The organism is Corynebacterium sp. CCUG 61414, from assembly GCF_024453945.1.
Classification (GTDB): domain Bacteria; phylum Actinomycetota; class Actinomycetes; order Mycobacteriales; family Mycobacteriaceae; genus Corynebacterium; species Corynebacterium pseudogenitalium.
The window spans coordinates 1-22418 of sequence record NZ_JAGPYU010000002.1; the positions used below are offsets into that span (position 1 = coordinate 1).

The window sequence follows — 22418 nt, forward strand, 5'->3', positions numbered from 1 at the left end:
CCCAACCCCTGAAAAAGCACACATTTTGTCACTTAAGTCGACACGCCGAGAAAAGCACACATTTTGTCGCTTAACCCCCAAATCTTGCGCAAAGAGGGTAGATAAGCTAGTGCATTCGCGTTCTTTGCAGAAATGCGAAACCCCCGCAGCCTATTTGCGCAGGCCGCGGGGGTGTTTTGCGCCCCAGAGAGGATTCGAACCTCCGACACCGGCTTTAGGAGAGCCGTGCTCTATCCCCTGAGCTACTGGGGCAACTCGACTAACAGTACCGCAGGACAGAAGTGTTGCCAAAGTCGCGGGCGCCCGCGACGGCATCGCTATTTGCCCGGGTGTTAGGCCTCTTCGCCGGTCAGTTCGCGCAGCTTCGCGCGAACAGCGGACGCGGCAGGGTTGGTCGCGTGCGTGCCGTCAGAATAGAGGACGGTGGGGACGACGCGGTTGCCGTCGTTGACGGACTCGACCCACGCGGCGGCGTCCTTGGCGCCTTCGGCTTCGATGTCAACGACGTCGTAAGGGGTTTCGGTACGGTCGAGGCGCTCGCGAAGCTTCTTGCAGAACGGGCACCAATCGGTTGCGAAGATGGTGACGTGGGAAGAGGTTTCGGGAGTGGTCATGATTTTGGGCCTAACCTTTCGAGGCGTTGGTGCTTGAAACGGGTGCCATTGGCGGAGGTTTGCCACGGTCCATCAGAAACGATAGCGAAGTCATCGGTGACGCGGGGCGCGCGGACGGCGGACGCTCCGAGCTTGTCTGCGACGTGGACATCGACGATCGTGCGTTCAATGACGTCTACTTCGTCGATGGTTGCTTCGTAAATCTGGCCACCGCCGATGATCCAGGCGGACGTCTTCAAATCTGGGATGTCGCGGGACACGAAGGCGCCGTCGGACCACTCGCCGGGCTCGCGCGAGGACAACACATGGTTTGTTCTGCCCGGCAGCGGCTTGATGGGGAGGTGGTCCCAAGTCTTGCGCCCCATGATGATCGGGTGGCCCAGCGTGATCTCCTTGAAGTGGCGCAGGTCCTCAGGCAGGTGCCAGGGCATGCCCACGCCGTCGCCGATGATGCCGTCGATGCTTTCGGCCCAGATCGCGCCCAGCATTAGACGGACACCTGCGCTTTGATCGTCGGGTGCGGGTCGTAGCCGACGACTTCGATGTCGGAGAAGTCGTAGTCAAACAGCGACTCTGCCTTCCGCAGCTTGAGCTGCGGGTAGGGGCGAGGCTCGCGGGAGAGCTGCTCGCGCACCTGGTCGAAGTGATTGTTGTAAATGTGGCAGTCGCCGCCGGTCCAGATGAGTTCGCCGACCTCGAGACCTGCCTGCTGTGCAAACATGTGCGCGAGCAGCGCGTAGGAGGCGATGTTAAACGGCACGCCCAGGAACATGTCGGCGGAGCGCTGGTACACCTGCAGGCTCAGCTTGCCGTCAGCTACATACAGCTGGAACAGCAGGTGACACGGCAGCAGCGCCATGTGCTCGAGCTCGGAGACGTTCCACGCGGACACCAGGTTGCGGCGCGAATTGGGGTCGTCCTTCAAAAGCTCGAGCGCCCGTGAAATCTGGTCGACGTGCTGCCCGTCGGGGGTGGGCCAGGAGCGCCACTGCACGCCGTAGACCGGGCCGAGCTCGCCATTTTCGTCGGCCCACTCGTTCCAGATGCGCACGCCGTGTTCCTGCAGCCAGGTCACGTTGGAGTCGCCGCGGAGGAACCACAGCAGCTCGCCCACGACGCCCTTGAAGTACACCTTCTTGGTGGTCAGCAGGGGGAAGGACTCGGAAAGGTCGTAGCGCAGCTGGCGGCCGAAGACGCTTCGCGTGCCGGTGCCGGTGCGGTCGCCCTTATCGGTGCCGTTTTCCAGGACGTCGCGCAGGAGGTCTTCGTACGGAGTCACCAGGCTCACTTCGCGACGACCCCTTCGAAGGAGCCGTGCTCGTCGTAGTACTTCGCGCAGGCTTCCAGGATGTCGTCGGCAAGCTCCGGACGACAGATGAGCAGGTCCGGGATGTAGGTGTCCTTGTTGTTGTACTTCAGCGGCGAGCCGTCGAGGCGCGAGCAGTGCAGGCCCGCAGCCATGGAAACACCAACTGGTGCTGCCTGGTCCCACTCGTACTGGCCGCCGGCGTGTACGTAGGCGTCGAAGTCACCGAGCAGGACGTGCATTGCCTTCGCGCCTGCGGAGCCGACCGGGCTGGTCTCGAAGCCGAGGGCGTCAGCAACGAACGGGGCGATCGCCGGCGGGCGGTTGCGCGACATAGCGATCTTCTTTGCGAACGGCCCCGAGACGTGGCGCACGTCGGAAGACTTGAAGACGACGCCAAGGTCCGGCAGGCCTACCGCAGCGTGGGTTGGTACCCCGTCTTCGACGAGCGCGATGTGCACGGCCCAGTCTTGGCGGCCGGTTGCGAACTCCTTGGTGCCGTCGAGTGGGTCAACGATCCAGACGCGGTTGTTGCTGAGACGGGAGTGGTCGTCGGCTGCCTCTTCGGACAGAAATGCATCGCCCGGGCGGTGCTGCTCAAGCACGCGTGCGATCCAGTTCTGTGCCAGGTCGTCGCCGGCTTCTCCAAGTTCACGTCCGCGGAGAAGGCCAACACCGCGAATACCCTTGAGGATCTCGCCGGTGCCTTGCGCGATTAAGTTTGTCAGCCGAGAGTCTGAATACTGAGCAGTCATGGCTTCGACTTTAGCGCGAAACCAGCCAAAGGAACCATTTCTTTTCGCCTGCCTGCACTATCTGTATTCTGGCGGGCATGGCCAAAGGAATCCTCGAACGCTTCAAACCGCAGGTGGCGACCTGGTTTGAAGAAGTATTCGAGGCGCCAACGCCAGTGCAGGAGCAGGCGTGGGCCACGATTTCCGACGGCGGCAACGCCCTGGTGGTAGCGCCTACCGGCTCCGGTAAGACGTTGGCGGCCTTTTTGTGGTCGCTGAATTCGCTCGTGGAACGCGACGGGCAGCAGGCCCTGCCAATCGACGGGGCGAACACCAGCAGCCACGGCGGCGTGCACACCTTATATATCTCGCCGCTGAAAGCCCTTGGTGTGGACGTCGAAAATAACCTGCGGGCCCCGCTCGGCGGGATTGGGCGCGTGGCGCAGCGCATGGGGCTGGACATGCCGGATGTGTCGGTGGCGGTGCGCTCGGGCGACACCCCGCAAGCGGAGCGGTCCCGCCAGGTGCGCAAGCCGCCGGACATCCTGATCACCACGCCTGAGTCGCTGTATTTGATGCTGACGTCGAAGGCCGCGGGCATCCTGCGGACCGTGGACACCGTAATCGTGGACGAGATTCACGCGCTCGCGGGCACGAAGCGCGGCGTGCACCTGGCACTGTCGCTGGAGCGGCTCGGCCGCCTCGCGGGGGACTTTCAGCGCATCGGGTTGTCTGCGACGGTGCGCCCGCTGGAGGCCGTGGCGGACTTCCTCGGGCCTCGCACGACGATCATCCAGCCGCCGGGGGAGAAGCGCTGGGACCTCGCGGTGCGGGTGCCGGTGGCCGATATGAGTGACCTGCCGGTGCCGGAGGAGGCGTCGACAATTGGGGATGCCATCGTCGACGACGCCCTGGACTTCGGCGGGGAGACCGCGGCGCTGATGCCACCGGCGCCGAAGTCGATTTGGCCGCACATCGCGGAATCGGTGTACCGGGAGGTCATGGCGCACCGCTCGACGATCGTGTTCGTGAACTCGCGACGCACAGCGGAGCGGCTCACCAGCCAGCTCAACGAGCTGTGGGCCAAAGAGCACGACCCCGAAGCGCTCAGCCCCGCTACTCGACGCCCCCCTGCACAGCTGGGCAAAGGGGTCGACCTCGCGGGGGAGGCGGCGCCCGTGATCGCGCGTGCCCACCATGGCAGCGTGTCCAAAGATGAGCGGGCCACGACGGAAACGATGCTGAAAGAGGGCACGCTCAAAGCGGTCGTGTCGACGTCCTCCCTGGAGCTGGGTATCGACATGGGTGCGGTGGAGCTGGTGATCCAGGTGGAGTCCCCGCCGTCGGTTGCCTCCGGGCTGCAGCGCGTCGGGCGCGCCGGGCACACGGTAGGCGCGATCTCGCACGGCTCGTTCTATCCGAAGCACCGCTCCGACCTGGTGCAAACGGCCGTGACCGTGCCGCGGATGCGCGACGGGCTCATCGAGGAGCTGCGCACGCCACGCTCCCCGCTGGACGTGCTCGCCCAGCAGACGGTGGCCGCGGTGGCAGTCGAGGACCTCGAGCTCGATGACTGGTACGAGACCGTCACCCGCGCCTGGCCCTACCGGTCACTCGACCGGGATGTCTTTAACGCCGTCATCGACCTGGTCACCGGGGTGTACCCCTCGACGGACTTCGCGGAGCTCAAGCCGCGCGCCTGGCTCGACGGTACCGTGCTCAAGGCGCTGCAGGGCGCGCAGCGCGTCGCCGTGACAAATGCCGGCACCATCCCGGACCGTGGCATGTTCGGCGTCTTCCTCGTCGGCTCCGAAGCAGAGGGCGGGGCGCCGCGCCGCGTCGGCGAGCTCGACGAGGAAATGGTCTACGAGTCCCGCGTCGGCGACGTGTTCACGCTCGGAGCGACGAGCTGGCGGATTGAAAACATCACGCGCGACCAAGTGCAGGTCTCGCCCGCGCCGGGGCATACCGGCAGGCTGCCGTTTTGGTCGGGGGAGGGCGTCGGGCGCCCGTACGAACTCGGCAAGGCGCTCGGCGCGTTCAGGAGGGAGGTGCGCGGCGGAGCGGGCGTCGATAATTCGCTCGATGCGTACGCGCGCGACAATCTGCGGGCCTACCTCGAGGAGCAAGAGGAAGCCACCGGCGTGCTGCCGGACGAGACGACGCTGGTGCTCGAGCGCTTCACCGACGAGCTTGGGGACTGGCGCGTGGTGCTGCACACGCCGTTCGGCAAGGGTGTGAACGCCGCGTGGGCGCTGGCTGCCGGGTGGCGGATCGCGCAGGAGACCGGGATGGACGCCCAGGCCGTGGCCGGCGACGACGGCATCGTTCTGCGCCTGCCCCAAGGCGACCACGAACCCTCCGGGGCCCTGTTCCAATTCGACGCCGACGAGATCACCGACATCGTCACCGAGCAGGTGGGAAACTCCGCTCTGTTCGCCTCCCGGTTCCGCGAGTGCGCCGCCCGCGCCCTGCTGCTGCCGCGCCGCAACCCCGGCAAGCGCGCGCCCCTGTGGCAGCAGCGCCAGCGCGCCGAGCAGTTGTTGGATGTGGCCCGGAATTACCCGTCGTTTCCGATCATCCTGGAAACGGTGCGCGAGTGCCTCCAGGACGTCTACGACCTGCCCGCCCTGCAAGAAGTCATCCGTGACCTGCAGACGCGCCGGGTCTGCATCGCGGAGGTGACCACGCAGCAGCCGAGCCCGTTTGCCTCATCGCTGCTGTTCAACTACACCGGCGCGTTCATGTACGAGGGCGACACTCCGCTCGCGGAGAAGCGGGCGGCGGCACTCGCGCTGGACCCGTCACTGCTAGCCAAACTGTTGGGCACCGTGGAGCTGCGCGAGCTGTTGGACGCGGAGGTGATCACCGAGGTGGACGCGTCGCTGCGCCGGGTCGGCCGCGCCGAGACACCGGAGCAGTTCGCCGACACCCTGCGCCTGACCGGCCCGGTGCCTGTGGACGAGCTCGCGGTGTACACCTCGGTGCCGCTCGCGGGGGTGGAGGCGTCGCTCGGGCCACGCGTGATGCGGGTGCGCATCGGCGGCAGGGAACACGTTGCGCAGGCGCTCGACGCACCGCTGCTGCGCGACGGCCTTGGCGTGCCGGTTCCGCCTGGGGTGGCAGCACAGGTGGCCACCATCCCCGATGCACTCGCCCAGCTCGTGCGCCGCTGGGTGCGCACCCGCGGCCCCTTCACGCTGCGCGCGCTTGCCGATGCCTTCGGGCTCGCGCTCGGCGCTGCCTACGCGGTGCTCCAACCGCTTGTCGACGCCAACTCCGTCATCGAGGGGCGCTTCCGCCAAGGCGTCGACGACCAGGAGTACGTCGCGCACGAGGTCCTGCGCGTGATCCGTTCCCGCTCCTTGGCGGTCGCGCGGGCGCAGGCCCGGCCGGTATCGGCGTCGGCGTACGGGCGTTTCCTGCCAGCGTGGAGTAACGTCGCCGCGGCGGGAACGGTGCCTCCCTTACGCGGCGCCGACGGGGTGTACTCCGTCATCGAGCAGCTCGCGGGCGTGCGGCTGCCGGCCTCTGCGTGGGAGTCCCACATCTTGCCGTCGCGGGTGGGGGACTACTCGCCGATCATGTTGGATGAGCTGACTGCCTCCGGCGAGGTCATCATTGTGGGCGCTGGGTCGGCGGGGGCGAACGATCCGTGGATCATGCTGCTGCCGAGTGACTACGCCGCGCAGCTCTTGCCGCAAGTCGACCCGCCGTTGCTCTCGCTCACGCAGCAGCACATCATGGACACGCTCGCAGCAGGTGGAGGCTACCTGTTCAGCGACCTGCTCACGCCAGCGACGACTGCCGAAGAGCTACGCGAATCCATGTGGGACCTTGTCGAGGCCGGCCACGTTTCACCGGATTCCTTCGCGCCGCTGCGCGCACGCCTTGCCGGTGGTAAGGCCGCGCACCGCGCGAAGCGGCGACCGTCCCGCTCCCGCATCCGCTCCGGCAGGACCTCGTTTACGCAAACCGCCCCGCCAGACATGGTGGGACGCTGGGCCGCCACCCCGCACCCCGACACCGACCCGACCCGGCGCTCGCTCGCGCTTGGGGAGGCATGGCTGGATCGCTACGGGGTGGTGACCAAGGGCGCCGTCGTCGCAGAGAATGTCATCGGCGGCTTCGCGTTGGCGTACAAGGTGCTCTCCGGGTTCGAGGACTCCGGCAAGGCGCTGCGCGGCTACCTCATCGAGGGGCTTGGCGCAGCGCAGTTCTCCACCCCTGCGACGATTGATCGGCTGCGTGGCCAGCAGGACAGCGACGACGTCGCCGGTTGGCCATCGGGTGCGCGTGAGCCAAAGGTGTACGTGCTCGCCGCCACCGACCCGGCCAACCCCTACGGGGCCGCGCTGCCGTGGCCCGTGACCGGCCCGACCAGATCGGCAGGCGCGATGGTGGTGCTCGTGGACGGGCTGTTGGCGGCCCACATCACCCGTGGCGGCAAGAAGCTCACCACCTTCTTCGAGACCTTCCCGGAAGGCATCGAAGATCCGCTACCACTTGTCATCGACGCACTATCGGATGCCGTCGCCGCCGGGAGGATGCGCCAGCTCAACGTCGAAACCGTCAACGGCGAGCCCGCGTTCCGGCTCCGCGATCTTGGCGTGGCGGTGACGCACAAGGGCGTAAGAATCGGAGGCAAGCAGGCCGCGCCTCCGAAGCGGCGCGGGCGCAGCATGACGGAGGCCCTAGGGGATCTGGACGGGCTCTCCTTCGACGATTAGTGTTTCGGCTGGGTTTAGGGTCGCAGTATCACGCGAGGCACCGGCCGGTGAGTAGTCCCCGGTGGCCCTGCCCGCATCGCCCGTTTGTTCCGGATCCGATTCACCGCCGAGTGCATGGCGGGGTCCGAGGTGTTGGTGTGGCGGGTGCCGTCGGCCTTGACCAACAACGCGGTGCCGGTGGTGGAGTCGTAGTCCATGTAGCCCTTGTTGAAGGAGCCGTCCCGGTGGTCGTTGTTGCACCGGTGGTGGGTGGGGCACAGGCCGGTGAGGTTGGTGATGTCGGTGCCGCCGTGGCGCAGCCAGGAAATGATGTGGTGGGCTTCGCACTCGCTCATTGCGGTGGTGCAGCCGGCCCAGGAGCACACGCCCTGGATAGCAAACATGGCGATGCGTTGCCCAACAGAGGCGAGCCGCTTGGACCTGCCCAGGTGCAGCGGCACGCCGGTGATTCCGTCGACGGTGAGCAGGAAGTCAGACGTGCCATCCATGCCGAGGCGCACGAGTTCGAAGGCGTCCAGCTCCACGCCGACGTTGGTTTGGAACAGTGTGGTGGCGTCGGCGTCGGCGAGGTCGTCGAGCGTCACTGAGACCACCACGGAGGCGGCGCCACCGTGAGTGGCCTGCTCGCCGTGCTCGTATTGGCGCATGATGGCCATGAACTGGTCGTAGCGGCGCTGGCCACGGGTGCGGGGGTCGCGGTCCTGCTGGCGATCGGGCGGGATATTGGAGTTTGGCGCAAGCCCCTTGTCAGTCAGCGCCTTGTAGAGCGCGTAATCGCCTGCTGTCATGTCCAGGCGCACGTAATAGGTGCCATCGGAGTTCTCCTTGCCCAGGGTGGCCTCGCGCTTCTCAAAGCCCGCGTTGGGGTTCTTCTTCGCGTGTGGCCGGTTCGCCTTATCCACGAGGCGCTTGACCGTGAGGCGCAGGTCCTGCTCGTCTCGGGTCTTCGCTTCCTCCATGGCGTGGGCGTAAATGCTCATGTGCTCGCCCTCGGCGGCCTTGAGCAGCCTGTCGGTCTCGCGCCGGATGATGTCCTGCTTGGCCGCGGGAACCGCGTCGGCGTGGCGGCGAGCTTGGACCTGGTCTTTACGACGCCGCTCCGCCTCCTCCACATCGAGCAGATCGCCACGGTCCGGCTCCGTCACCGGAGCGAACATCGCCTTGGCGCGCGCGAGCCGGTTATATGCCTCACCCTTGGAGATGCCCAACTTCTCCATGAGGTAGGTATCCGGGTAGTTGGCGCCGACGAGTTTGCCGGCGTCGGCGATAGCGCAGACCTGCGCGAAGGCGGCATCGATGTAGGCCTTCTTGTCCATCGCGTGTTCGAGGCGTGCGATGTCTTCGGCGATGGCGGAAAGGCGGAGGGGGGAGGGGTCGTCGAAAAGCATGCGTAGCTGCGTCAGGCCGTTAATGACCTGGTCAACGAGCTTGGTCACGTCGTTCATGTCCCCTCCTTCAAGTAGCTAAGGGCGACTATACAGACGTGTCAGACATGAAAAAATGAGATTCGAACAAAGATTCTAAAGCAGTTGCTTGACCAGGTGTGCTGCCGCGGCCAGGCCGATGCGTGGGTTCGCCACGCGCACGTCTTTCACGGCGCGAACAAACTCGGCTTCGGGGTCGGTGCCGGTCTCTGCCAGCACACCCCGCGCCCACTCGGTGGCGGCATCCATGTCGGGGAAGAACCCGACGAGCGACTCCTCCGGCGTGGGGCCGTAGTTGAAAAGGTTTTGTAAGAAGCGGAACATGGATACCACTATGCCTGAAGGGGATTCCGTCTATCAGCTGTCAAAGCGCCTGCAGTGGATGCAACACCGTGAGGTCACTGCCACGAGTGTTCGCGTGCCGCGCTTCGCCACCGTCGATTTCACCGGCATGATCTGCGAGCGCGTCTGGCCCTACGGCAAGCACCTCTTCATGGAGTTTTCCCGCGAAGGCCACGAATCACAAGTGCTACACACGCACCTCAAGATGGAAGGCACATGGGCGATCCATCGAGCGGGCACCCGCTGGCGCAAGCCCGGCCACACTGCCCGGGTGGTGCTGCGCCTCGCGGACGCGCCGAAGCCTGATATCGAGCTCGTCGGGCATTCGTTAGGCCTCGTTGAGGTGTTCCCCGCGCGCGAGTACCCGCAGCGGATGGGCTACCTGGGCCCGGACATGCTGGCACCCGACTTCGACCAGGAAGAGGTCGTGCGCAGGATCAGCGAGCACCCGCACCTCGAGATGGGGCGCGCGCTGCTCAATCAGCGCTTCGTCGCGGGCATCGGCAATGAGTACCGCGCAGAAATTCACTTCATCGCTGGTACGCACCCGTCGCGCACGGTGGGTGAAGTGGACGTCGAAAAGCATGTGGCGATCGCGCGGCGCCTCATGTGGGCAAACAAAGACTCCCCGGTGCGAGTGACCACAGGGATCAAACGCGCCGGGGAGACCAGCTACGTATTTGGAAGGAACAACAAGCCGTGTCGGCGGTGCGGCACGCTCATCGCGAAGGGGTTTCTCGGGGGAGCGGGAGACTTAGAGCGAGTTATTTGGTGGTGCCCTCAGTGCCAGCCGCCTTCTCCTTCATGGAGCGGCGAATGAAGTACGCCAGGAAGCCGAGCATGATCAGGATCAGCAGGACGTAGACCACGGTCGAGTACGTATCCACGTAATGGGAGACCGTCTCCCAGCTTTCGCCGAGGTACATGCCGAGCGTGATCAGGATTGCGTTCCAGATTGCGGAGCCGAGCCCGGTCCACAGGGCGAACATCGCGAGGTTCATGCGGTCCAGGCCTGCAGGAATCGAGATGAGGGAGCGCACCCCCGGAATCAGGCGGCCGAAGAAGACTGAGGATCGGCCGTGCTTATCAAACCACTCGAGGGACTTATCGACGTCCGACGCCTTCACCAACCACATCCAGTCAGCGATCGCGCGCAGGCGTTCGGCGCCCAGCCAGGCACCGAGGCCGTAGAGAAAGAACGCGCCCGCGACGGAACCCATCACCGACCAGATGAACACCGCCGGGTAGCTCAGCGAGCCCTGCGCGACCGTGAAGCCGGCCAGCGGCAGCACTACCTCGGAGGGGATCGGTGGGAAGACGTTCTCCAAGAAAATCGCTATCCCGACGCCGGGGGCGCCGAGAAGCTCCATCAGGTTGACGATCCAGTCGATGATGGCTTGCACGTTCACTCCTTAGTTGTAGGTAAAACAACTGCCTATCTTGCCCTACTAAGGAGTGATGCACCAAGCGCTAGCGACGGTTTTCGCGGTACCAGCCAATCAGTGCGTCGGTGGAAGCATCGCCGGTTGCTGGAGTTTCTTCGCCCGCGACTGCCTTGGCCAGGTCGTTTGCCTGCTGCTTGCCGAGCTCGACGCCCCACTGGTCAAACGAGTTGATGTCCCAAATCACACCTTCGGTGAACACGATGTGCTCGTAGAGCGCGATGAGTGCGCCGAGCGTGAACGGGGTCAGCTCCTCGGCCAGGATAGTTGTGGTCGGACGGTTGCCTGGCATGACCTTGTGCGGGGCCAGCGTGGCGTCGACACCCTCGGCCTCGATGGCGGCCTGGTCCTTGCCGAACGCGAGCACCTTCGTCTGTGCGAAGAAGTTGCCCATCAGCAGGTCGTGCATGGAGCCTTCGCCGGTCATGGTCGGGAAGTCTTCCTTCGGGGTGGCGAAGCCGATGAAGTCCGCCGGCACGAGCGAGGTGCCCTGGTGCAGCAGCTGGAAGAATGCGTGCTGGCCGTTCGTGCCTGGCTCGCCCCAGAAAATCTCGCCGGTGTTGTAGGTCACCGCGGTGCCGTCGTGGCGCACGGACTTGCCGTTGGACTCCATGGTCAGCTGCTGCAGGTAGGCAGGGAAGCGGGAAAGGTCCTCGGAGTACGGCAGGACGGCGTGCGTCTCGGCGTTGTAGAAGTTGCGGTACCAGACGTTGAGCAGGCCCATCAGCACCGGCACGTTCTGGGAGAACTCGGTGGTGCGGAAGTGCTCATCCATGGCGTGGAAGCCCTCGAGCATGCGCATGAAGTCCATCGGTCCGATGACGGCCATCAGGCTCAGGCCAATCGCGGAGTCCATGGAGTAGCGGCCGCCGACCCAGTTCCAGAACGGGAACATGTTCGCGGTATCGATGCCGAACTCGGCGACCTTTTCCGCGTTCGTAGACACTGCGACGAAGTGCTTCGCCACAGCGGAGGCGTCGCCGTTGAACTGTTCGATGAGCCAGCGCTTCGCCACGTGTGCGTTGGTCAGGGTCTCCTGGGTGGTGAACGTCTTCGATGCGATGACGAACAGCGTCTCTTCCGGGTTGCAACGGTCGAGGACTGCGGCGATGTCCGCTGGGTCGACGTTGGAGACGAACTCTGCGGTAATGCCCGCGGTTGCGTAGGCGCGCAGCGCCTTGGTTGCCATCGCAGGGCCCAGGTCCGAACCACCAATACCAATGTTGACGATCTTCTTAATGGTGTGTCCGGTGTGGCCCAGCCATTCGCCGGAGCGAAGCGCCGATGCGAAGTCACGCATCCGGCCCAGCACCTCATGCACGTCCGCCGCTACGTCTTGGCCGTCGACCTCAAGGTTGGCCTCTACCGGAAGGCGCAGCGCCGTGTGCAGCACCGCGCGGTCCTCGGTGTCGTTGATGTGCTCGCCCGCGAACATCGCGTCGATCTTGGTGCGAAGCTGTGCGGTTTCTGCGAGGGAGACGAGCGCATCGACGACGTCGGCGTCGATAAGCTGCTTGGAAAGGTCAACGTGCAGCCCTGCTGCGTCGAAGGTGAGCTTCTTCGCGCGGTCTGCGTCGCGGTCGAAGAGCTCGCGCAGGGTCGTATCAGCCTTGGAGGCGTGGAGCTTCTCCAAGTTAGACCAGGCTGGCGTGGCGGTGATATCGGACATAGTTCCTCCTTGAAACGGATGGTTGTCTGCCTTGATATGGTACTACGAAAGTTGGGGAGTGCTTTGTTGGGGCTAGCCCAGCTTTCCGCGTCCCAGGCGCAGCAAGATATTTGCCAGCGCCGGGCCTTCCTCCCCAAGCTCATCGCGGAATTGGTTAATGATCGCGACCTCGCGGGTGTGCACAAGCTTTGTGCCGCCTGACCCCATCCGCGTCTTGCCGATCGCCTTCGACACCTTGGTGCGACGCTTAATCGCGTCCAAAATCACACGGTCGAGGCGGTCAATCTCTTTGCGGTACTGCTGGATCTCCGCATCGGAGAGCGGATCGTCCGTCCCGGACGGCATGCGGATTTCGAAGTCACTCATGGTTGCTCATTATGCCACTGCTCCAGCGGTTGTGTCCGGGGTGTGAGTTAGGGTGTGTGACATGAATGATCTGACGCTAGGACTCAACCCACAACAGGAAGCCGCCGTGCGCCACAGCGGCTCGCCTCTTCTGATTGTCGCGGGCGCTGGGTCGGGCAAAACCGCAGTACTGACCAGGCGCATCGCATTCCTGCTGCAGGAGCGAGGCGTCGCGCCCTGGCAGGTCCTGGCGATTACATTTACTAACAAGGCTGCCGCGGAGATGAAGGAGCGCGTCGCTGCGCTTATCGGGCCGCAGACCGAGCGGATGTGGGTGGCAACCTTTCACTCGATCTGTGTGCGGATCCTCCGCCAGCAGGCCCAGCTCGTTCCTGGGCTGAACACGAACTTCAGTATCTATGACGCCGACGATTCCCGCCGGCTGCTCTCGATGATTGCCAAAGAGAACAATCTCGACCTGAAGAAGTTTTCACCCCGGGTGCTCGCAAACGCGATCTCGAACCTCAAGAACGAGCTCATCGACGAGCAGCAGGCGGCCGATGACGCACAGCGCACCCACAACCCCTTCGACTCCACTGTGGCCAAGGTGTTCGCTGAGTACCAGCGCCGCCTGCGCGCCGCGAACGCCGTCGATTTCGACGACCTCATCGGGGAGATCGTGCGGATCTTCAAGGAGCACCCGCAGGTTGCGGATTATTATCGACGCCGCTTCCGCCACGTACTCGTGGACGAGTACCAGGACACGAACCATGCGCAGTACGAACTCATCCACACCCTGGTGGGCAAGGGGCCTGAGGCTTCTGAGCTTGCCGTAGTCGGCGACTCCGACCAGTCCATTTACGCGTTCCGTGGCGCGACGATCCGCAACATCGAGGAGTTTGAGCGCGACTACCCCGACGCAACCACCATCGTGCTGGAGCAGAACTACCGCTCGACGCAAACCATCTTGGACGCCGCCAACGCGGTGATTTCCCAGAACACCGGGCGGCGCCCGAAGAAGCTGTGGACGGACCACGGCACCGGCGACCAGATCGTCGGCTACGTCGCGGACAACGAGCACGACGAGGCCCGGTTTATCGCTGGCGAGATCGACCGGCTCACAGACAGTGGAGTGCCCTACTCCGACATCGCGATCATGTACCGCACCAACAATGCATCGCGTGCGTTGGAAGACATCTTCATTCGCACCGGGATCCCGTACAAGGTGGTAGGCGGCACGCGCTTCTATGAGCGCAAAGAGGTTCGCGATATCGTGGCCTACCTCAAGGCGCTAGAAAACCCGGACGACACGGTCAGCCTACGCAGGATTATTAACGAGCCAAAGCGTGCCATCGGGGATAAGGCGCAGTCCACGGTGGCGCTGTACGCGCAGACCTACTCGGTGAGCTTCGGCCAAGCGCTGCGGGTTGCGGCAGATGGCGGCATTGACGCACTGGGTACGCGCGCGAAGAACGCCATCAATGGTTTTGTCACCATGATGGATGAATTGCGCGAGGAAATGGCAGCGGACCAGCAGGAAGAGGCTGGCAACAGTGACCTCGGGGAGCTGGTCTCCACGATTCTAGACGTCACCGGGTACAAAGCGCAGTTGGAGCAGTCGAACGACCCACAGGACGCGACGCGCTTGGACAACCTGAATGAGTTGGTGTCCGTCGCGCGCGAGTATTCCTCGGAGTCTGCACTGCAGCTGGCGTACCTAAGCGACGAGGAAATTTCGGAGATCTTCGACGAGGGTGAACCGCTGCCAGGAACTCTACAAGCCTTCCTGGAGAAGGTGGCGCTCGTCGCTGACGCCGATCAGCTTCCTGAGAACGATCAGGGCGTAGTCACGTTGATGACGCTGCACACCGCAAAGGGTCTTGAGTTCCCCGTCGTGTTTGTGACTGGGTGGGAAGACGGGCAGTTCCCGCACCTGCGCGCCTTGGGGGATCCGGCGGAGCTCGCCGAAGAGCGTCGCCTGGCGTATGTCGGCATCACCCGTGCGCGTAAGCGCCTTTACCTGACGCGCGCGATGGTGCGGTCCTCATGGGGGAGCCCGGTGACAAACCCGGCGAGCCGATTCCTTGGGGAGATTCCGCAGGAACTCATCGATTGGAAGCGTGAGGAGCCCACGTATTCTTCGGGCTCTTCGCATTCACCGTGGTCCACTGGTGGTCGGAGCCGTGGCAACGGGTTTGGGCGGTCGCAGTCGCGCGGCGGTAGCAGCAGGACCAAGGTGAACAAGGACCTGCAGCTGGCGGTCGGGGACCGGGTTAACCATGCAAAGTACGGGCTGGGTACCGTACTGGCCGTCGATGGCGCGGGAGTGCGAGAAACCGTGACGATAGACTTTGGTTCCTCCGGGACAGTCCGCCTGATGCTGATCGGCGGAGTCCCGATGGAAAAGCTCTAACTACTGGATGCGGATACCGGCCTGCGCGAACCACGGCACAGGGTCTACTGGTGTCACGCCATCTGGGTGGATCTCGAAGTGGAGGTGCGGCCCGGTGGAGAAGCCTTCGTTGCCGATCTGCGCGATCTGCTGGCCGGCGGTCACGCGCTGCCCGACGCTGACGTTGTAGACCGCCATGTGGCCGTAAACGGAGACCTCGCCGCCGTCGTGCTTGATTACGACCCAGTTGCCGAAGCCCTGGGCCGGGCCGGCGTTGATGACGGTGCCATCCATCACGGCGTAGATCGGGGAGCCGAGGTTGTTCGCAATATCGATGCCTTGGTGGACTGTGCCCCAGCGTGGGCCGAACCCGGACGTAAACGTCCCCGTTGCCGGGGTGACGACCGTGCGGCCATCGGCGGTGCGGCCACGCTGGTAGCGGACGCCACCGTTCGCGCCTTCCTGCTGGAAGGAGAGACCGAGGTTTTCCTGAATGACGCGCGGGTCGTACACGAGTGAGTACTCTCCGACGCGCAGGGTTGCACCGCTATCCAGAATCGTGTCTGCTGCTTGCGCAACAGCCTTCACGGCCTGATTGTGGTCAATCGGAGCGCCGTTCAGCGTGAGACCTACAGCGTTCGCAGGGGAAGCGGTGAGAGTGAGCATGGACGCAGTCGCGACGGCAAGTGCCGAAAGTACTGTGCGATTCATACGGAGAAGCAACCTTTTCTAAAAAATCCGGGTGGCCACGCTGCAGCCACATACAGCGAAAAAACTTAGTCACCTCCCGTGGGCTTAGCAATGCGTAACCGCAGGTAGGGAGGGAAAAGTATGTTCGAATGCTTCTAGAACAACCGCAAACTCGCTGGCTGGGCGCCCGTGACGAATGTGGCAGATGGGAACAATGGTACCAATGTGGTTTATGGCGGGGGTAGGTGACGGTACCCCCGGCTGGTGTGTCGAAAAAGAAAAAACCGCCGTGACTCATATATGAGCCACAGCGGTCTGAAGTTTTGGATTTAGAGCTGAATGCCACGCTCTGCGAGCCACGTCGCCGGGTCAACAGGAGTGTTGCCATCTGGGTGGATCTCGAAGTGCAGGTGTGAGCCGGTGGAGAAGCCCTGGCTACCCATACCGGCGATCAGTTCGCCAGCGTGCACAACCTGACCGACGGAAGCGTAGAGGGAATCCATGTGGCCATATACGGAGACAGAGCCATCCTCGTGTCGGATGCGGATCCAGTTGCCGTAGCCCTGTGCCGGGCCGGAGTCGATGACCGTGCCGTCCATGACTGCCAGGATTGGCGTGCCATTCACGTTGGCGATGTCGACGCCAGAGTGGAAGGAACCCCAGCGAGGGCCAAATCCGGAGGTGAACACGCCCTCAGCTGGCTTCACAACCAGCGGTGCGCGAGCGGCTTCATCGGCGCGTGCGACCTCCTCGGAATGTGCGACTGCCTTCACGAGCTGATCCGCAAGGTTCTCAACCGGCTTGTATTCCGCGATAGCGAGGATCTGTGGAGCAGCCTCATCGGTCAGTGCCGTGAGCTGGTCGGTATCTGCGGCGAGGGTGTAGCTGTCAGCTTGTTGGGAGCCATCGCCCTGAAGCGCAGCTGCGGCAGCGCCAGAGAGTCCAGCGGTGGAGACGGCACCAGTGGCAACGGCAACCATTGCGACGCGACCCTTGTTAGGGGACTGCTTGCGGTGCTTGCCAGCTGATTTCGTTGAGTGGAGCATGGACCCTCTTTAGACTTCCCGTTGGTTACAGAACTGTAACGTTTGTAACCTTCCTGTTATCTACGAGAGGTAACTGTAATGAATCGAATGCGCTAAGGCAAGCTATAACCTGAGTATTTCTTAATCGTTTTCTTTGTGTATTACGTTACATCGCCTAAAACGCCAGGCAGTGAGTGGAATGCGGTAGTGTCGAACGGCAGAAAATGGTCAACCAATGGCAATATAAGGCGCAATGTCGAAGAAAACAAGACCTCAATCATCACCGGTGGACCGCTCCTCGCGGGGCAGCGGTCGCGGTTTCCTGAGTAATGCACGGCGCGGTGCGAAGTGGGCGTCGAAAAGAAAGCCTGATGCCGACACCGTTCCGCCGGAGGAGCGCACCTGGAAGACGCGTATTCGGACGTACCTCCCTTATATAGGTATCCCGACGCTCGATGTCATCCTTGGCATCGTTGCAGTCTGCGCCGCGACGCTCCTGATTGGTGGATGGAAGACTGCGTACCTGCCCGCCGCAATCGGGCAAACATGGTTTGCCCTTCACGGAGTATCCCTCACGATCGACGGCGTGTACTTGTCTCAGGTGCCGCTGCTTCCAGCCATTGGGATCGCCGCCCTCATGGCGTGGCGAGTACGTGCCGCAACCGCGAAGCAGGTCAGCATCTTGGATCTCGCGGTGATCGCTGGCCTGGTGATTGTGCTGCCGCTGCTTGCAAGCGCGATGGCGCTGTTCATGGTGACTGACGCCTCCGCAGTCTTCGCGATAGAACCACCACCCGCATGGCAAGCGCTAGTGCTACCGCCTTGCATCCATCTCATCGGCTTCCTCTTTGGCATTCGGCATGTGCTCTGGCAGGCCCTCGCCACCACGGTCCGTGTGCCGGTGGTGGCCGTCGATACGGCCCGCGCTGCGAGCCTGCTTCTCCTCTTTCTATGCGCGGGGTGCGGACTTGTGCTGCTCCTCGTGCTCGCCGCGCGCTACCCAAGCATTGGCGAAGCCTACGCGGCATACCCCAACTCCGGGTGGGGGAGCGCCATCATGCTGCTCGTCCTGAGCATCTTGTACCTTCCGAATGCTGTCGTGGGCACGCTCGCAGTGCTTCTCGGCGGTTCCTTCCACGTCGGCAGAGGGGAAGTGTCGCTTTTCGACGTCCTCTCCGTCCCCTTACCCCCGTTCCCACTCTTCGCGGCAATCCCTGCGACAGTCGCGCCGTGGGCAGCCGTCCTCCTCGCCGTGCCCGTGACCATCCTGTGCGCGTTCTTCGTGCGGCGGACGTCAACGATGGTAGAAGTCGCCGCCATTGGCTCGTGGAGTGCAGCGATGTTCGCCGTCTGCCTCCTACTCGCGCGTGGGCACGCGGGGGCGTACGGCGTCGTTGGCGCTGACCTAGCTTCCGCAGTGCTTTTCCTCTTTATATGGACCGTCGGCGTGGGCGGATTGGTGTGGCTTGTGCGCTTTGTGCGAACTTTCTTGAACCGCTCACACGCGGAAGAAGAATGACTACACTGATGAACCGTGAGTGCTGATAAAGCTTTATCTGTGGCCGTCCTTGTTTCTGGTACTGGAACGCTCTTGCGGGCGATTATGGACTACCAGGACGCCCACCCTTGTGTATACCGTGTTGACCTAGTTGTTGCGGACCAAGTGTGTCCGGCAATCGAGAGGGCGAAGAACGCAGGCATCCCGACTGCAATCGTGGAAATGGAAAAGGACCGTGACGCGTGGAATGCCCACCTTGCGGAAACCGTCTCTAGTTGCAGCCCGGACCTTGTTGTTTCCGCAGGGTTTATGCGCATTTTGGGGCGCCCATTCTTGGATGTCTACGAAGGTAAAACAATTAACACTCACCCTTCGCTCTTGCCTGCTTTCCCAGGAGCGCACGCGGTGCGCGACGCCCTCGCTTACGGCGTCAAGGTCACCGGCTGCACCGTCCACTTTGTCGACGACGGGATGGACACAGGCCGCATCATTGCGCAGCGCCCCGTGCTGGTGCAGCCAGGGGATACGGAGTCCTCGCTGCACGAACGGATTAAGCAAGAAGAGCGCCGTCAGGTTACTGAGCTACTAGCTACTGCTTCGATACATGAAGGAAAGGTCACTTTCGAATGAACAACGAACGCACACCTATTCGTCGAGCGCTCGTGAGCGTGTACGACAAGACCGATCTTGAGCCGCTTGCCAAGGCGCTCCACTCGGCCGGTGTGGAAATTGTCTCTACTGGTTCGACTGCTAAAAAGATCGCCGCAAGCGGTGTGCCCGTCACCGAAGTATCGGAAGTCACCGGATTTCCAGAGGTACTTGAAGGCCGCGTGAAGACGCTGCATCCACACGTGCACGCAGGCATCCTGGCAGACCTCCGCAAGGACAGCCACAAGCAACAGCTCGAGGAACTCGGAGTTGCACCGTTCGAGCTCGTTGTGGTCAACCTGTACCCATTCGAGGAAACGGTTGCGTCCGGCGCGGAGTTCGATGAATGCGTCGAGCAGATCGACATCGGCGGTCCTTCCATGGTCCGCGCAGCAGCGAAGAACCACCCATCAGTGGCGATCCTGACCTCCCCGGACCAGTACCAGCTGGCGCAAGAAGCAGTTGAGCAGGGTGGATTCACCCTCGAGCAGCGCCGCGAACTGGCGGCTGCGGCGTTCGCGCACACCGCAGAGTACGACGCCGCCGTTGCAGACTGGTTTGCGGAGCAGCTCGGCGACGACGAGGACGGTGCGCTGCGCTACGGTGAGAACCCGCACCAGGCGGCAAGCGTCATCAACGAGGGCTGGGGCCTTGCCGACGCCACTCAGTACGGCGGCAAGGAAATGAGCTACAACAACTACCAGGATGCCGACGCCGCGTGGCGCGCAGCCTGGGACCACGAAGAACCGTGCGTCGCAATCATCAAGCACGCCAACCCGTGTGGCGTCGCAGTATCTGGGGTGTCCATCGCTGACGCGCACCGAAAGGCGCACGCCTGCGACCCTGTATCTGCGTACGGCGGCGTCATTGCGACGAACCGCGAGGTCACGCTCGAGCTTGCCGAGCAGGTCAAGCCAATCTTTACCGAGGTCATCATCGCGCCTTCCTACGCGCCGGATGCACTCGAGCTGCTGCAGACCAAGAAGAACCTTCGCATCCTCGAAGTGGAGCCAGGCCAAGACACCGAGGAGATCAAGCAGATCTCCGGCGGCTTCCTTCTCCAGGAGCGCGACGCGTTCCAGGCCGAGGGCGATAACCCAGAAAACTGGAAGCTAGTGGCAGGCGAAGCCGTCGACGACGCAACCATGTCGGACCTCGTGTTCGCGTGGCGTGCAGTACGCTGCGTGAAGTCGAACGCAATCCTCGTTGCGCACGACGGCGCTACCGTCGGCATCGGCATGGGGCAGGTCAACCGCGTCGATTCCGCGAAGCTGGCCGTCGACCGCGCTAACTCGCTCGACGAGGGCCGCAACCGTACCAACGGTGCCGTCGCCGCCTCCGACGCGTTCTTCCCATTCGCAGATGGATTCCAGATCCTCGCGGACGCCGGAGTGCGTGCCGTCGTGCAGCCTGGTGGCTCCATCCGCGACGAGGAAGTCATTAAGGCCGCAGAAGACGCTGGCGTCGCAATGTACGTGACCGGTACGCGCCACTTTGCGCACTAGTATCGCCTAACCCGAGACATACCGAAGGCCCCCACGGACGTGGGGGCCTTTTGTCGTGCCGCGTGTCAGCTTCAACAGGGGATGAAAAAACTCCCGCGCCTGGAAACCAGGGGGCGGGAGTTCGTCGAAAGACTCTACGCTGTTATCGTCAACCGAACTTTAGCGGCTGGTGAACGGCAGAAGAGCCATCTCGCGTGCGTTCTTCACCGCAGTAGCAACTTCACGCTGCTGCTGTGGGGAAAGACCGGTAACACGGCGGGAACGGATCTTGTGACGATCAGAGATGAACAGACGAAGGGTGTCGAGGTCCTTGTAGTCGACCTTCTCGATGCCCTTGGCCTTCAACGGGTTCTTCTTCGGGCGGCGGGACTGCTCCATGCGCGCCTTGCGATGGTTATTATTGCGCTTCATTGGTCATCCTCCTTACCACGAAGACTTACGGACGCCAGGCAGCTCACCGCGGTGAGCCATCTCGCGCATACGGACACGGGAAATACCGAACTTACGGAGGTAACCACGTGGGCGACCATCGCGGGAGTCGCGGTTGCGCACGCGAACAGGGGAGGCGTCGCGAGGCTGGCGGTTCAGCTCAAACTGAGCGTCCAGACGGTCCTCGTCAGAGGTCTCCGGGTTGCGGATGATTGCCTTCAGCTCGTTACGACGCTCAGCGTAGCGAGCGACGATCTCCTTGCGCTTTTCGTTCTTGGCGATCTTGGACTTTTTAGCCATAACTTATCGCTCCTCGCGGAATTCGACGTGCTTGCGAACAACCGGATCGTACTTCTTCAGAGAGATGCGATCTGGGTTGTTGCGCTTGTTCTTACGGGTTACATAGGTGAAACCTGTGCCCGCAGTGCTCTTCAGCTTGATGATCGGGCGAATATCGTTGCGTGCCATTAGATCTTCTCACCTCGTGCACGGATCTTAGCTACGACGGACTCAATTCCGTCGCGGTCGATGACCTTCAGACCCTTCGTGGAAACGGTCAGGGTGATGGTACGGCCCTCGGAGGGCAGGTAGAACCGGCGCTTCTGTACGTTGGGGTTCCAACGACGCGAGTGGCGGCGGTGCGAGTGGGAGACGGTCTTGCCGAACTGTGGCTTCCGTCCCGTGACCTGGCAATGTGCCGACATGGGTTGACTTCTTTCTCTTCTGCCGCCCACGCACTGATCACTGAAAAGTTAGATACGGAAATGCGGAGTGAGGGTCCGCGACAAAGTATCTGAGTAATCGGTTGACGTAGGCGTATACGTGTACTTCGACAACAGCGAGAGTCAACAATACACGTCCAGCAAGGAAATGCATAATTCTATTTCGCACACCTACCGGTTGTTTGTCGGTGGCGTTGGTGGAACTTGATTATGTAAAACCGGATTCACCCTGTAATATGTGCAAAGTTGTCCAGTGAACAGCTGGGCGGACATGAATCATTCGCACCCAACTCAGGCACGATCCCCAAGTGGGGAACCGACCTGAAGTATCAATCCTGAGGGAGACGAACTCACATATGAAAAAGGATATCCATCCGGATTACCACCCGGTAATCTTCCAGGACGCGAACACGGGCCACAAGTTCCTGACGCGCTCCACCAAGACCTCCGACCGCACCGATACCTGGGAAGACGGCAACGAGTACCCGCTCATCGTCGTTGATGTGACCGCTGAGTCCCACCCGTTCTGGACCGGCGCACAGCGTCTCATGGACACCGCTGGCCGCGTTGAGAAGTTCAACCAGCGCTTCGGCGGTATGGCTCGCCGCAAGAAGAAGACCGCAAAATAGGGCGTAAGGAGAAACAACAATGGCAACCCCTAAGTTTAAGAAGTCCCGCGCGAACACCCGTATGCGTCGTTCGCAGTGGAAGGCTGACAATGCGCCGCTGATCACCGCGAAGGTTGACGGCCAGGAAGTACGTATCCCACGTCGCCTGCTCAAGGCTGCACAGGCTGGCTTGATTGACGTCGAGCAGTTCTAAAAGCGCCTTACTATAAGCGTTCGCCGGGCCCAACGGGCCCGGCTTTTTCATGTATCTGACAGTCCGGTGTTAAAAGTCTCT

General features: G+C 62.7%; 23 protein-coding genes and 1 tRNA gene. 8 read left to right on the top strand and 16 right to left on the bottom strand.

The window, feature by feature from the left end; genetic code table 11:
• Window positions 1–179: 179 nt before the first annotated feature.
• The 5 genes from KBX14_RS02185 to KBX14_RS02205 form a co-directional block, all read right to left on the bottom strand.
• A tRNA-Arg gene (locus KBX14_RS02185) sits at window positions 180–252 on the bottom strand.
• A gap of 80 nt (window positions 253–332) precedes the next feature.
• Complete coding sequence (locus KBX14_RS02190; RefSeq protein WP_256041768.1) at window positions 333–614, bottom strand: mycoredoxin; 282 nt, start codon at window positions 612–614, stop codon at window positions 333–335.
• Window positions 611–1102 (bottom strand): dihydrofolate reductase, encoded by a 492-nt coding sequence (locus KBX14_RS02195; protein ID WP_070976102.1) that lies wholly within the window; start codon window positions 1100–1102, stop codon window positions 611–613. The genes KBX14_RS02190 and KBX14_RS02195 overlap by 4 nt, the downstream gene beginning before the upstream one ends.
• Window positions 1102–1902: a thymidylate synthase gene (locus tag KBX14_RS02200; protein ID WP_070362843.1), complete on the bottom strand. Its 801-nt coding sequence runs from the start codon at window positions 1900–1902 to the stop codon at window positions 1102–1104. Before KBX14_RS02200 ends, KBX14_RS02195 begins: the two co-directional genes overlap by 1 nt.
• Entirely contained in the window at window positions 1899–2675 is a 777-nt protein-coding gene (locus KBX14_RS02205; protein WP_070362842.1) for a 3'(2'),5'-bisphosphate nucleotidase CysQ, read from the bottom strand. The genes KBX14_RS02200 and KBX14_RS02205 overlap by 4 nt, the downstream gene beginning before the upstream one ends.
• A 77-nt stretch (window positions 2676–2752) precedes the next feature.
• On the opposite strand from KBX14_RS02205, the gene KBX14_RS02210 reads away from it, so the two are divergent.
• A complete protein-coding gene (locus KBX14_RS02210; RefSeq protein ID WP_256041769.1) occupies window positions 2753–7384 on the top strand; it encodes an ATP-dependent helicase in 4632 nt (1543 codons plus the stop codon).
• A gap of 14 nt (window positions 7385–7398) precedes the next feature.
• On the opposite strand, the gene KBX14_RS02215 is transcribed toward KBX14_RS02210, so the two are convergent.
• Window positions 7399–8829: an HNH endonuclease signature motif containing protein gene (locus KBX14_RS02215; RefSeq protein WP_256041770.1), complete on the bottom strand. Its 1431-nt coding sequence runs from the start codon at window positions 8827–8829 to the stop codon at window positions 7399–7401.
• 75 nt (window positions 8830–8904) lie between these two features.
• The gene (locus KBX14_RS02220; protein WP_070362839.1) at window positions 8905–9132 is read right to left on the bottom strand and encodes a hypothetical protein; all 228 of its coding nucleotides are present in this window, start codon (window positions 9130–9132) and stop codon (window positions 8905–8907) included.
• 10 nt (window positions 9133–9142) lie between these two features.
• On the opposite strand from KBX14_RS02220, the gene KBX14_RS02225 reads away from it, so the two are divergent.
• The gene (locus tag KBX14_RS02225; protein WP_256041851.1) at window positions 9143–9970 is read left to right on the top strand and encodes a DNA-formamidopyrimidine glycosylase family protein; all 828 of its coding nucleotides are present in this window, start codon (window positions 9143–9145) and stop codon (window positions 9968–9970) included.
• On the opposite strand, the gene KBX14_RS02230 is transcribed toward KBX14_RS02225, so the two are convergent.
• The 3 genes from KBX14_RS02230 to KBX14_RS02240 all read right to left on the bottom strand — a co-directional run bounded on the left by KBX14_RS02230 (window position 9915) and on the right by KBX14_RS02240 (window position 12627).
• Window positions 9915–10553 carry a DedA family protein gene (locus KBX14_RS02230; protein WP_141742262.1) on the bottom strand — a complete coding sequence of 213 codons (639 nt, stop codon included), beginning with the start codon at window positions 10551–10553 and terminating at the stop codon, window positions 9915–9917. The genes KBX14_RS02225 and KBX14_RS02230 overlap by 56 nt on opposite strands.
• A gap of 67 nt (window positions 10554–10620) precedes the next feature.
• Window positions 10621–12261 (bottom strand): glucose-6-phosphate isomerase, encoded by a 1641-nt coding sequence (gene pgi, locus KBX14_RS02235; protein ID WP_070362838.1) that lies wholly within the window; start codon window positions 12259–12261, stop codon window positions 10621–10623.
• Window positions 12262–12333: 72 nt separating this feature from the next.
• Entirely contained in the window at window positions 12334–12627 is a 294-nt protein-coding gene (locus KBX14_RS02240; RefSeq protein ID WP_070362837.1) for a chorismate mutase, read from the bottom strand.
• 61 nt (window positions 12628–12688) lie between these two features.
• Between KBX14_RS02240 and pcrA the strand changes: the two genes are divergently transcribed.
• A complete protein-coding gene (pcrA, locus tag KBX14_RS02245) occupies window positions 12689–15019 on the top strand; it encodes a DNA helicase PcrA (protein ID WP_256041771.1) in 2331 nt (776 codons plus the stop codon).
• On the opposite strand, the gene KBX14_RS02250 is transcribed toward pcrA, so the two are convergent.
• Both KBX14_RS02250 and KBX14_RS02255 read right to left on the bottom strand, forming a co-directional pair.
• Window positions 15020–15709 (bottom strand): M23 family metallopeptidase, encoded by a 690-nt coding sequence (locus KBX14_RS02250; RefSeq protein ID WP_070362835.1) that lies wholly within the window; start codon window positions 15707–15709, stop codon window positions 15020–15022.
• A gap of 308 nt (window positions 15710–16017) precedes the next feature.
• Window positions 16018–16734 carry a M23 family metallopeptidase gene (locus tag KBX14_RS02255; RefSeq protein WP_256041772.1) on the bottom strand — a complete coding sequence of 239 codons (717 nt, stop codon included), beginning with the start codon at window positions 16732–16734 and terminating at the stop codon, window positions 16018–16020.
• Window positions 16735–16966: 232 nt separating this feature from the next.
• Here KBX14_RS02255 and KBX14_RS02260 point away from each other — a divergent pair, with 232 nt between their 5' ends.
• From KBX14_RS02260 to purH, 3 genes are read left to right on the top strand one after another with little or no spacing between them, the layout of a single operon-like run.
• Window positions 16967–18232, top strand: a complete 1266-nt coding sequence (locus tag KBX14_RS02260) for a DUF6350 family protein (RefSeq protein ID WP_256000364.1) — start codon at window positions 16967–16969, stop codon at window positions 18230–18232.
• 15 nt (window positions 18233–18247) lie between these two features.
• Window positions 18248–18841, top strand: coding sequence for a phosphoribosylglycinamide formyltransferase (purN, locus tag KBX14_RS02265; RefSeq protein ID WP_070976117.1), 594 nt, complete (start codon window positions 18248–18250; stop codon window positions 18839–18841).
• Window positions 18838–20364: a bifunctional phosphoribosylaminoimidazolecarboxamide formyltransferase/IMP cyclohydrolase gene (purH, locus tag KBX14_RS02270; RefSeq protein ID WP_070362831.1), complete on the top strand. Its 1527-nt coding sequence runs from the start codon at window positions 18838–18840 to the stop codon at window positions 20362–20364. The genes purN and purH overlap by 4 nt, the downstream gene beginning before the upstream one ends.
• 159 nt (window positions 20365–20523) lie before the next feature.
• Here the strand turns inward: purH and rpsR are convergent, their stop codons facing one another.
• Genes rpsR through rpmB form a run of 4 tightly spaced genes read right to left on the bottom strand, consistent with a single transcriptional unit; the run spans window position 20524 to window position 21497 of the window.
• Complete coding sequence (gene rpsR / locus KBX14_RS02275) at window positions 20524–20775, bottom strand: 30S ribosomal protein S18 (protein WP_070362830.1); 252 nt, start codon at window positions 20773–20775, stop codon at window positions 20524–20526.
• A 12-nt stretch (window positions 20776–20787) separates the two neighbouring features.
• Window positions 20788–21093 carry a 30S ribosomal protein S14 gene (rpsN, locus tag KBX14_RS02280; RefSeq protein ID WP_070362829.1) on the bottom strand — a complete coding sequence of 102 codons (306 nt, stop codon included), beginning with the start codon at window positions 21091–21093 and terminating at the stop codon, window positions 20788–20790.
• A 3-nt stretch (window positions 21094–21096) separates the two neighbouring features.
• Window positions 21097–21261, bottom strand: coding sequence for a 50S ribosomal protein L33 (rpmG, locus tag KBX14_RS02285; RefSeq protein WP_070362828.1), 165 nt, complete (start codon window positions 21259–21261; stop codon window positions 21097–21099).
• On the bottom strand, window positions 21261–21497 hold the full coding sequence (rpmB, locus tag KBX14_RS02290; protein ID WP_070362827.1) for a 50S ribosomal protein L28: 237 nt from the start codon (window positions 21495–21497) through the stop codon (window positions 21261–21263). Before rpmB ends, rpmG begins: the two co-directional genes overlap by 1 nt.
• A gap of 374 nt (window positions 21498–21871) precedes the next feature.
• Here rpmB and KBX14_RS02295 point away from each other — a divergent pair, with 374 nt between their 5' ends.
• Both KBX14_RS02295 and rpmF read left to right on the top strand, forming a co-directional pair.
• Window positions 21872–22144: a type B 50S ribosomal protein L31 gene (locus tag KBX14_RS02295; protein ID WP_038589209.1), complete on the top strand. Its 273-nt coding sequence runs from the start codon at window positions 21872–21874 to the stop codon at window positions 22142–22144.
• Between the two features lie 19 nt (window positions 22145–22163).
• Entirely contained in the window at window positions 22164–22337 is a 174-nt protein-coding gene (gene rpmF, locus KBX14_RS02300; RefSeq protein WP_070362826.1) for a 50S ribosomal protein L32, read from the top strand.
• Window positions 22338–22418 lie beyond the last annotated feature (81 nt).

Excerpts from the sequence above, each read along its gene's own strand:
- KBX14_RS02215 (WP_256041770.1), bottom strand. The coding sequence starts at position 8,829 with ATGAACGACGTGACCAAGCTCGTTGACCAGGTCATTAACGGCCTGACG.
- KBX14_RS02250 (WP_070362835.1), bottom strand. The coding sequence starts at position 15,709 with ATGAATCGCACAGTACTTTCGGCACTTGCCGTCGCGACTGCGTCCATG.
- KBX14_RS02240 (WP_070362837.1), bottom strand. The coding sequence starts at position 12,627 with ATGAGTGACTTCGAAATCCGCATGCCGTCCGGGACGGACGATCCGCTC.
- KBX14_RS02205 (WP_070362842.1), bottom strand. The coding sequence starts at position 2,675 with ATGACTGCTCAGTATTCAGACTCTCGGCTGACAAACTTAATCGCGCAA.
- KBX14_RS02260 (WP_256000364.1), top strand. The coding sequence starts at position 16,967 with ATGTCGAAGAAAACAAGACCTCAATCATCACCGGTGGACCGCTCCTCG.
- rpmB (WP_070362827.1), bottom strand. The coding sequence starts at position 21,497 with ATGTCGGCACATTGCCAGGTCACGGGACGGAAGCCACAGTTCGGCAAG.
- rpmG (WP_070362828.1), bottom strand. The coding sequence starts at position 21,261 with ATGGCACGCAACGATATTCGCCCGATCATCAAGCTGAAGAGCACTGCG.
- pcrA (WP_256041771.1), top strand. The coding sequence starts at position 12,689 with ATGAATGATCTGACGCTAGGACTCAACCCACAACAGGAAGCCGCCGTG.
- KBX14_RS02190 (WP_256041768.1), bottom strand. The coding sequence starts at position 614 with ATGACCACTCCCGAAACCTCTTCCCACGTCACCATCTTCGCAACCGAT.
- rpmF (WP_070362826.1), top strand. The coding sequence starts at position 22,164 with ATGGCAACCCCTAAGTTTAAGAAGTCCCGCGCGAACACCCGTATGCGT.
- rpsN (WP_070362829.1), bottom strand. The coding sequence starts at position 21,093 with ATGGCTAAAAAGTCCAAGATCGCCAAGAACGAAAAGCGCAAGGAGATC.
- KBX14_RS02225 (WP_256041851.1), top strand. The coding sequence starts at position 9,143 with ATGCCTGAAGGGGATTCCGTCTATCAGCTGTCAAAGCGCCTGCAGTGG.
- pgi (WP_070362838.1), bottom strand. The coding sequence starts at position 12,261 with ATGTCCGATATCACCGCCACGCCAGCCTGGTCTAACTTGGAGAAGCTC.
- purH (WP_070362831.1), top strand. The coding sequence starts at position 18,838 with ATGAACAACGAACGCACACCTATTCGTCGAGCGCTCGTGAGCGTGTAC.
- KBX14_RS02210 (WP_256041769.1), top strand. The coding sequence starts at position 2,753 with ATGGCCAAAGGAATCCTCGAACGCTTCAAACCGCAGGTGGCGACCTGG.
- KBX14_RS02220 (WP_070362839.1), bottom strand. The coding sequence starts at position 9,132 with ATGTTCCGCTTCTTACAAAACCTTTTCAACTACGGCCCCACGCCGGAG.
- KBX14_RS02255 (WP_256041772.1), bottom strand. The coding sequence starts at position 16,734 with ATGCTCCACTCAACGAAATCAGCTGGCAAGCACCGCAAGCAGTCCCCT.
- rpsR (WP_070362830.1), bottom strand. The coding sequence starts at position 20,775 with ATGAAGCGCAATAATAACCATCGCAAGGCGCGCATGGAGCAGTCCCGC.
- KBX14_RS02295 (WP_038589209.1), top strand. The coding sequence starts at position 21,872 with ATGAAAAAGGATATCCATCCGGATTACCACCCGGTAATCTTCCAGGAC.
- KBX14_RS02195 (WP_070976102.1), bottom strand. The coding sequence starts at position 1,102 with ATGCTGGGCGCGATCTGGGCCGAAAGCATCGACGGCATCATCGGCGAC.